Below are 8666 nucleotides of genomic sequence, written 5' to 3' on the forward strand. Positions count from 1 at the left end.
AAATCCGGAAACGAAGCGTTTCCGGATTCTTACACAGCCACTGGATCGTTCAACTGATCCTTAACTGATCGGCATTAGGCCATTAAGGCCCATTTATCGTTCTGCTGACTTATTTAAAGTACAGCGACAATCGCTTCACAGAGCGCAGACATATTGTCTGGCGTCATCCCAGCCACGTTCACACGACCAGAGTTAACGGCATACACGCCGAACTCGTCACGCAGGCGCACAACCTGATCTTTGGTCAGGCCGCTAAACGAAAACATGCCATTCTGCTTAATGATAAAGCTGAAGTCCTGTTTCGCGCCTTTCTCTGCCAGGGTATTCACGAACAGCTGACGCATGCGCTGGATGCGCTGACGCATGTCTGTCAGCTCCTGCACCCAGATGGTACGCAACGCGTCGTTACCGAGGATGGTGGCGACCACAGCGGCACCGTGTGACGGTGGGTTAGAGTAGTTAGCACGGATGCTGTATTTCACCTGGCTAAAGGCGGTTTTCGCGACATCGCTGTTGGCGGCAACCAGCGTCAGTGCACCGACACGCTCGTTGTACAGGCCAAAGTTCTTGGAGTAAGAGCTGGCAACAATCAGCTCCTGATGAGACGCGGCGAAAATACGCAGACCTTCTGCATCCTCATCCAGGCCACGTGCAAAGCCCTGGTAAGCGAAGTCGAACAGTGGCAGCCAGCCTTTTTCCTGCGATAGCTTCGCCAGCTGTTGCCATTGGTCCGCGGAAGGATCGACGCCAGTCGGGTTGTGGCAGCAGCCGTGGAAAAGAACCACGTCGCCGGCTTTGGCTTCCTGCAACGAAGCGACCATGCCTGCGAAATCGAGGCTATGGTTGGCCGCGTCGTAATACTGGTAATCACAAACTTCCAGACCCGCCGCGTTGAATACGTTTTTGTGGTTCGGCCAGCTAGGGTTGCTCACCCACACGCGCTTCACATTAGTCTGCGTCGCGAGGAAATCCGCAGCGACGCGCAATGCACCGGTGCCGCCTGGGGTTTGTGCTGTGCACGCGCGGCCCGCTGAAATCAGCGCGCTCTCTTTGCCGAACAGCAATTCCTGAGTGCAGCGAGCAAAGTCGGCCAGACCATCAATGCTCAGATAATTTTTGGTGGTTTCATTTTCCAGCAGATACTGCTCAGCTTTTTTAACACTGGTGAGTACCGGTGTTTTACCGGTTTCATCTTTGTAGACACCAATGCCAAGGTTGATTTTATTCGGGCGGTCGTCGGCGCGAAACAGGTCAGCCAGTCCCAGAATAGGATCGGCGGGTGCGGCAGAGATCGATTCAAACATGAGTCAGTTCCGTTTGGGTGAACTTTAGCAAAATGAGCTATCAGGGTAGCGTCAGATGATACGCTTGCCAACCGCTGACATAAAAAAGAAATAAGCCACATGTATAAAGTAGTGGCGCTAATTGAGAGGGCGATCACTGAAACGCAAAACGGAGCCCGAAGGCTCCGTTTTAGGCGATACACATATCTAATCGAGAGATTAGAACTGGTATACCAGACCTACTGCAACTACGTCGTCGGTAGCCAGACCCAGTGGGTTGTTGTCATCCAACTGGTTGATTTTGTAATCGACGTAGGTAGCCATGTTTTTGTTGAAGTAGTAGGTTGCGCCTACATCGATGTATTTAACCAGGTCAGCATCGCCGATACCTTCGATGTCTTTGCCCTTAGACTGGACATAAGCGATGGATGGACGCAGACCGAAGTCGAACTGGTACTGAGCTACAACTTCGAAGCCCTGAGTTTTGTTAGCAAAACCGGTTGCGCCAGTGATGTTGCTGTTTTCGATGTAAGTTGAGTTACGGGTCTCGTTGTACATTGCAGCCAAATAGACGTTGTTCGCATCATATTTCAGGCCAGTAGCCCACTGCTGCGCTTTATCACCACGACCATAAGTAGCAGTGTTTTGAGCATTAGTACGGTCGCTTGAACCATAAGCACCAACAACGCCTACACCGATTGGTGAGGTGTAAGAAACAGAGGTGCCCCAGCCGTCGCCATTAGCACGACGAATATCGGTACGGTCGTTTTTGCCCTGGTACTGCAGAGCAAAGTTCAGTCCATCAACCAGACCGAAGAAGTTGGTGTTACGGTAGGTGGCCAGACCAGTAGAACGGCCAACCAGGAAGTTATCAGAGTAACCGGTATCGCCACCGAACTCTGGCAGGACGTCGGTCCAGCCGATTGCGTCATACACTACGCCGTAGTTACGACCGTAGTCGAATGAACCTGCATCACCGAATTTCAGACCAGCAAAGCCCAGACGAGTTTTGTTGCCGGTTTGTGCGTCAGAACCTTCAGAGTTGTTCGCCTGAATGTTGTATTCCCACTGGCCATAACCGGTCAGCTGGTCGTTAATCTGGGTTTCACCCTTGAAGCCAAAGCGAACATAAGTCTGATCGCCGTCATCGCCAGCGTTGTCAGAGAAGTAGTGCAGACCAACAGCTTTACCGTACAGATCCAGTTTGTTGCCGTCTTTGTTATAGATTTCTGCTGCGTTTGCTGCGCCTGCAGCTAACAGAGCAGGGATAACCACTGCAAGAATGTTGCGCTTCATCATTTTTTATTACCCTCATTGGAGTTATTTGGACATCTGCCACTGCCGTCAAGAAACCTTTACGGGAACCTTGAAAGAAGTTTGATGTCTCCTGTGTCTGCACGCATCTTTCCATCACAGGGTTGCTATTTCTAGCCCGAAAATGATTCAAATCTCGCAATTACGTATCAAAAAGCAATTATGTATTACAATTTGTAAAATATCGGGAACTTTGTGAGAGAACTCTAAATTTACAAAAATAAAAAAAGGCCGGCAGTACCGACCTCGTTATATATATGAATTACTTATATTTAATCGCGAATTTTAGAAATTAGCGTTACGTGGAGTACGAGGGAAGGGGATAACATCCCTTACATTTTGTACGCCGGTGACATAGGCGATTAATCGTTCGAAACCTAATCCGAAGCCAGCATGTGGCACGGTGCCGTAACGGCGCAGGTCACGATACCACCAGTAATCCTCTTTGTTCAGACCCATTTCTGCCAGACGTGCATCCAATACATCCAGACGCTCTTCACGCTGTGAACCACCGATGATTTCACCAATACCCGGCGCCAGAACATCCATTGCTGCCACAGTCTTACCATCTTCGTTCATACGCATATAGAACGCTTTGATGTCTTTCGGATAGTTCTTCACCACCACCGGCGCTTTGAAGTGCTTCTCGGCCAGGTAACGTTCATGTTCGGAGGAGAGATCCACGCCCCAGGACACTGGGTTTTCGAATGTCTGGCCGCTTTTCAGCAGAATGTCGACCGCATCGGTGTAGTCTACCTGGGCGAAATCGGTTGTGACAAAACGTTCTAAGCGAGCAATCGCATCTTTGTCTACGCGTTCAGCGAAGAACGCCATATCGTCAGCACGCTCTTCAAGCACCGCCTTGAACACATACTTCAGCATGGCCTCAGCCAGTGCAGCAGCGTCGTCAAGGTTAGCGAAAGCGACTTCCGGCTCCAGCATCCAGAATTCCGCTAAGTGACGGCTGGTGTTGGAGTTTTCTGCGCGGAAGGTCGGGCCAAAGGTATAGACTTTTGACAATGCACAGGCATAAGTCTCGGCATTCAGCTGGCCAGAAACGGTCAGGAAGGCTTCTTTACCAAAGAAATCTTTGTCGTAGTCAACTTTGCCCTGTGGATCGCGCGGCAGGTTTTCCATGTCCAGCGTAGAGACGCGGAACATCTCGCCCGCACCTTCCGTATCCGATGCGGTGATCAGCGGGGTAGAAACCCAGAAATAACCATTTTCGTGGAAGAAGCGATGCAGCGCCTGCGCCAGAGTATGACGTGTACGCGCCACGGCACCGACCAGATTGGTGCGCGGACGCAAGTGTGCGACTTCACGCAGGTATTCGATACTGTGGCGCTTTGCCGCCATTGGATAGGTATCCGGATCGTCTACCCAGCCGGTGACTTCTACGTTGGTCGCCTGCAGTTCAAAGGCCTGGCCTTCACCCGGTGATTCCACCACTTTACCAGTGACAATCACTGAACAGCCCGTGGTCAGACGCAGCACTTCATCCTGATAATTATTCAGAGAATTATTGACGACGGCCTGAACGGGATTAAAGCAGGAACCGTCATAAACGGCGATAAAGGAAAGACCGGCTTTGGAATCTCTTCGGGTACGCACCCAACCACGTACGGTGACTTCACTGTCAACCGCGACACGGCCGTGCAGTACATCCGCTACAGGCACTACGCTCATAAATATCTCTCTATATATAGAAGTGGATAAAAGCCCCATTTCGGGGTTTTGCTATGTTACTTGCGAGCCATCAGGAAACAAGCAATTTTGCAGGGGAAAAAGGGAGATTTGTTGTGAAAGAGCAGGGTGCGGGCACCCTGCATCCATGATTAGCTGGCTCTTTTCACCAGCGGGAGGTCGAATGCTTTACGCAGGGCGCGCACGAAGGCTTTGTCCTGGCAGATAGTTTTGCCTGGGCTGTCAGAGAGTTTCGCCACCGGTTTGCCATTGCAGCTCACCAGTTTAATCACGATGTTCAGTGGTGTGACGCCAGTAATATCGCAGGTCAGGCGCGTACCAATGCCAAATACCACGTTGGCGCGTTGACCAAAGTGACGATATAACGCCAGCGCTTTATCCAGATTGAGGTTATCTGAGAACACCAGCGTTTTACTCTTCGGATCGATATCCAGACGCTGATAGTGTGCAATGGCTTTTTCACCCCACTCCACGGGATCTCCCGAGTCATGGCGCAAACCCTGATAGCGATGGGCAAAGCCAGGGCCGAAATCACGCAGGAAGGCATCCATGGTGATGCAGTCTGTCAACGCGATACCGAGTTGGTCATCATACTCATCCAGCCAGGATTGCAGCGCCGCGCGTTGGCTATTCGCCAGCACCGGGCTGATCTGTTGATGTGCCTGGAACCACTCATGGGCCTGAGTGCCCACCGGATTGAGCTGTAAGCGCCGGGCGAGATCGTAATTGCTGGTGCCCACTAACCACGGGAACTCCGCTTTTAACGTACTGACGATCGCTTCCTGAACCGCTTTGGAGTAGCGGCGACGGGTACCAAAATCCATCAGCTGGAAGCGAGACATATCGAGATCGCCCACCTGCTGACGGAAATCGACCAGCTTCTGCTGTAACTGAGTGACCGCTTGTTTCACACCGATCTCCGGTGTGCGATGGCGATGCACCACTTCACTGATCAGCGCCAGCAGCGGTACTTCCCAAAGAATAACTTCGCGCCATGGCCCGCTGATCTGAATAGACAGACGGCCATTCTCATTGCGCACCCTGACCTGAGAGGGATCAAAGCGGAATTGGCGCAGCCAGTTGAGGTAATCGGATTCAAAGAAAGGTAAGCCACTGAGATAGTGATATTCGTTGTCGCTCAGGGCAAGGGAGGGCAGCGTATCGAGTTGCGCGCGAATCTCATCGGCATACTGGCCGAGCAATTCATCGCCGCGACAACGAAATTCTGCCGTTACCGGGACATCGTAGTAACGATGATAAACGGCCTGCTGCATATGAAGCTTATACGCATCGGTATCAAGCAGCGTGGTCAAAATCGGGGAAGCATGTCCAGTCATGGTGCGTTTCAGCATCCTCTTCCGCGGAGCAGAGCCCGGTGTCAACAAAGTCATAAAGACGCAGGAGTATAAAACAGTAATGACCGCGATCACACCATAATTGCGGGTGGCAGGTCGAGGGTCATTTGTGCCATTGTTAATGAATTGTAGCCTTTTGCACGAAGGCACGCATTGTGCGTGGCAACGAAGGCACAACCCGCTTAGACTTTGACGGGTCAACATATTAACGATGCGAGAAGGACTTATGACGCAACAGCCGCAAATCAAATATCGCCACGACTACCGTGCGCCGGATTACACCATCACCGATATCGACCTGACTTTTGACCTCGATGCCGCCAGCACGCGCGTGACGGCGGTGAGCCAGGTGAAGCGTCTCGGTGCTGCGGATGCCGAACTGCGTCTGGATGGCGAAGACCTCACGCTGGTGTCGCTGGCGGTGGATGGTCATCCCTGGTCACATTATCGTGAAGAAGAGGGTGCGCTGGTCATCAGCCAGCTGCCCGACAACTTTACCCTGACCATAATTAATGACATCCATCCGGATACCAACACCGCGCTGGAAGGGTTGTACAAATCGGGAGATGCGCTCTGTACGCAGTGTGAAGCTGAAGGCTTCCGCCATATCACCTGGTATCTGGATCGCCCGGACGTGTTGGCGCGCTTTACCACCACGATTATTGCCGATGCGGCAAAATTTCCCTTCCTGCTCTCCAACGGCAATAAGTTAGAGAGCGGTTGCCATGAAGATGGTCGTCATTGGGTGAAGTGGCAGGATCCGTTCCCGAAACCGTGCTATCTGTTTGCGCTGGTGGCGGGCGATTTCGACGTGCTGCGCGACAGCTTTACCACGCGTTCCGGCCGTGATGTGGCCCTGGAGATCTTCGTCGATCGTGGCAATCTCGATCGTGCCGACTGGGCAATGACCTCTTTGAAAGCCAGTATGAAGTGGGATGAAGAGCGCTTTAACCTCGAATACGATCTCGACATCTTTATGATCGTTGCGGTGGATTTCTTCAACATGGGCGCGATGGAGAACAAAGGCCTCAACGTCTTCAACTCCAAATATGTGCTGGCGAAAGCCGAGACCGCCACTGATAAAGATTATCTCGGTATTGAGGCGGTGATTGGTCACGAATACTTTCATAACTGGACCGGTAACCGCGTCACCTGCCGTGACTGGTTCCAGCTCAGCCTGAAAGAGGGCCTAACCGTATTCCGTGACCAGGAGTTTAGCTCTGACCTGGGCTCGCGTGCGGTTAACCGCATCGACAACGTACGCGTGATGCGCGGTGCACAGTTTGCCGAAGATGCCAGCCCAATGGCGCACCCGATCCGCCCGGATCAGGTGATCGAGATGAACAACTTCTATACCCTGACGGTGTACGAAAAAGGCTCTGAAGTGATTCGCATGATGCATACCCTGCTCGGCGAAGCCAATTTCCAGAAAGGCATGCAGCTCTACTTTGAACGTCACGATGGCAGCGCAGCCACCTGCGACGATTTTGTGCAGGCGATGGAAGATGCCTCTAACGTTGATCTGTCACAGTTCCGCCGCTGGTACAGCCAGGCGGGTACGCCAGTGTTGACGGTACGTGACGACTACAATCCTGAGCTGGAACAGTACACGCTTCATGTCACGCAGCACACGCCACCGACGGCCGAACAGAAAGAGAAGCTGCCGCTGCATATCCCGCTGGATATCGAATTGTACGATAACGAAGGCAAGGTGATTCCGCTGCAGCATAACGGCCATCCGGTGCATCATGTGCTGAATGTCACCGAGGAGTTCCAGACCTTTATTTTCGATAACGTGCACTTCCAGCCAGTGCCTTCGCTGCTGCGTGAATTCTCGGCGCCCGTGAAGCTCGATTATAAATGGAGCGATGCGCAACTGACGTTCCTGATGCGCTACGCCCGCAATGATTTCTCGCGCTGGGATGCGGCGCAAAGTTTGCTGGCGACTTATATTCGTCTGAATGTCGCGCGCCATCAGCAGGGACAACCGCTGTCGCTGCAGTTGCACGTGGCGGATGCCTTCCGCGCGGTGTTGCTGGAAGAGCAGGGCGATCCGGCGTTAACCGCGTTGATTTTGTCACTGCCTGGCGAGAATGAAATCGCCGAGCTGTTTGACGTGATCGATCCGCTGGCGATTTCTGCGGTGCGTGCGGCGCTGGTGCACGCGCTGGCAACCGAACTGAGCGATGAATTGTATGCCGTGTATCTGGCTAACCAGAGCCAGGAATACAAGGTGGAGCATGCAGAGATTGGCAAGCGTGCACTGAAAAATGTCTGCCTGAGCTATTTGGCGTTCGCCGATGTGGAGCAAGCAGATAAACTGGTACAGGCGCAGTATTATCAAGCCAACAACATGACGGATGCGCTGGCCGCGCTCTCGGCAGCGGTGTCAGCGCAGTTGCCGTGCCGTGAAGCCTTGCTGGCCGCCTACGACGAGCGCTGGCATCAGGATGGTCTGGTGATGGACAAATGGTTTGTGCTGCAGGCCACCAGCCCGGCGGACAACGTGTTGAGCAAGGTGCGTGAACTGCTGAACCACCGTTCCTTTACCATGGGTAACCCGAACCGCATCCGCTCGCTGATTGGGGCTTTTGCTGCCGGCAATCCTGCGGCGTTCCACGCCAAAGACGGCAGTGGTTATAAGTTCCTGGTGGAGATGTTGACCGATCTCAATACGCGTAATCCGCAGGTGGCGGCGCGCATGATCGAACCTCTGATTCGTCTGAAACGGTACGATGCCGATCGCCAGGCGTTAATGCGCAAGGCGCTGGAAACCCTGAAAGGGCTGGATAAGCTGTCGGGCGATCTGTACGAGAAGATCACCAAAGCGTTGAACGCCTGATAAGGTAAAAGCCGCATCACGATGATGCGGCTTTTTATTGAACTCGCGGCCACTTCCCTTCGCTGCCCGGATTGGCAGTGGCAGTCTACTGTTCGACTTCGACTTCGACTTCGACTTCGACTTCGACTTCGACTTCGACTTCGACTTCGACTTCGACTTCGACTTCGA

5 protein-coding genes are annotated in these 8666 nt (G+C 52.8%); 1 reads left to right on the plus strand and 4 read right to left on the minus strand.

What is annotated here, in order from left to right:
* Nucleotides 1-113 precede the first annotated feature (113 nt).
* The 4 genes from AC1MDE_RS25670 to pncB all read right to left on the minus strand — a co-directional run bounded on the left by AC1MDE_RS25670 (nt 114) and on the right by pncB (nt 5638).
* Nucleotides 114-1304 (minus strand): amino acid aminotransferase, encoded by a 1191-nt coding sequence (locus AC1MDE_RS25670; RefSeq protein WP_034820516.1) that lies wholly within the window; start codon nt 1302-1304, stop codon nt 114-116.
* Between the two features lie 198 nt (nt 1305-1502).
* Entirely contained in the window at nt 1503-2582 is a 1080-nt protein-coding gene (ompF, locus tag AC1MDE_RS25675; protein WP_480345209.1) for a porin OmpF, read from the minus strand.
* 300 nt (nt 2583-2882) lie between these two features.
* Nucleotides 2883-4283 carry an asparagine--tRNA ligase gene (asnS, locus tag AC1MDE_RS25680; RefSeq protein WP_034820510.1) on the minus strand — a complete coding sequence of 467 codons (1401 nt, stop codon included), beginning with the start codon at nt 4281-4283 and terminating at the stop codon, nt 2883-2885.
* Between the two features lie 149 nt (nt 4284-4432).
* A complete protein-coding gene (gene pncB, locus AC1MDE_RS25685; RefSeq protein WP_058959678.1) occupies nt 4433-5638 on the minus strand; it encodes a nicotinate phosphoribosyltransferase in 1206 nt (401 codons plus the stop codon).
* A 244-nt stretch (nt 5639-5882) separates the two neighbouring features.
* Between pncB and pepN the strand changes: the two genes are divergently transcribed.
* Nucleotides 5883-8498 carry an aminopeptidase N gene (gene pepN, locus AC1MDE_RS25690; protein ID WP_480345211.1) on the plus strand — a complete coding sequence of 872 codons (2616 nt, stop codon included), beginning with the start codon at nt 5883-5885 and terminating at the stop codon, nt 8496-8498.
* Nucleotides 8499-8666: the final 168 nt, after the last annotated feature.

Source organism: Pantoea folii (genome assembly GCF_056678875.1).